The organism is Pseudomonas agronomica (assembly GCF_025917275.1).
Classification (GTDB): Bacteria; Pseudomonadota; Gammaproteobacteria; order Pseudomonadales; family Pseudomonadaceae; genus Aquipseudomonas; species Aquipseudomonas agronomica.
Genome location: NZ_JAOSHO010000893.1, coordinates 1 through 1,035, shown reverse-complemented (window position 1 = coordinate 1,035; position 1,035 = coordinate 1). Strand labels below are relative to the sequence as shown.

Here is a 1,035-nt window from a genome sequence, read left to right as displayed (position 1 = left end):
GTGGCCTCGACGACTTGGCGTTTAAAGTCCAGCGGAAAGTTGGGGCGGCGACCGGCTCGACGGGCTGGGGCAACTGTATCCAAGATAGTGTCCACTAAAAAATGGTGTCCACTATCTTGGCCAATTTGGAGGGCTGTCAGGAGAGGGTGCTGGCCGGACGGTTACCTTCAACCGCAGACCGCGACCAATCTTGATCAGGGCTGCTATGGCACAAGGAAAAAGGGGACCAAAGGGAACTATTTATTTTAGTCACAGAAAGTTGGCTGGCTCGTTACTGCTATCAGGTCAGAACAACCCTCACACGATACCTGAGCCCTAGAAGACCTCCACACCGAAGTTTGCGACTATTTGACCTTCTAAATAGGAAAGGCCTCGCGGTACTAGGCCTTTCCTATCACTAGCGAACGCTTCGGCTATCTGATCTCAACAATATCCAAAGCCCGATTCGCCAATAGTTCACTCACTTCGATCACCTGCAAAATCCCCATCGCAACCCGCCGACGCGACCCATCCAGATCAAACGCCAAATCACTGATCATCGCATTTGCCGAAGCCAGGTTCTCACTCAGATTCGCAAGCAAACACTTAGAGTCCACATTCGGATCAATTCGGAAGATGGAGTCGGTTTTGTCTGACTTTTCGTCCTTAGGCTTTGGCTTCAGGTAGTCCAACGCCCGCGTGGCAGCATCGTCGATTTTCTTGTTGCGGGCAGACTGAGCACGGGAGACGTGTTCGTCGGTAACGGGAGGATTCGGTGTAATTTTGACCATGGTCTTAACTCTCTATTGAGGCCACGACCCGTTCGCTGCTAAACGAATTGGGAGGCAGCTGTACGCAGGTTAGCAGACCGACGAGTTAAGAAATCGGCGCGCCCGAGGGCGCCCTGCGCACAGCCGCCATCAAGTGCAGGGATGGGGATTCCTGACTGATGACGCGTTGTGCGACTTAACTCGGCGAGCTGCTAAACCCGATCACTGATGAGCAGTGACAGGTCCCAAACTACCGACGTAACCCAAGGCGCACAAGCCGGCGGAT

1 protein-coding gene is annotated in these 1,035 nt (G+C 53.5%); it reads right to left on the bottom strand.

Annotated elements, in window-relative coordinates; genetic code table 11:
• Positions 1 to 413: 413 nt before the first annotated feature.
• On the bottom strand, positions 414 to 770 hold the full coding sequence (locus OC610_RS27945) for a DUF6124 family protein (RefSeq protein WP_264432827.1): 357 nt from the start codon (positions 768 to 770) through the stop codon (positions 414 to 416).
• Positions 771 to 1,035 lie beyond the last annotated feature (265 nt).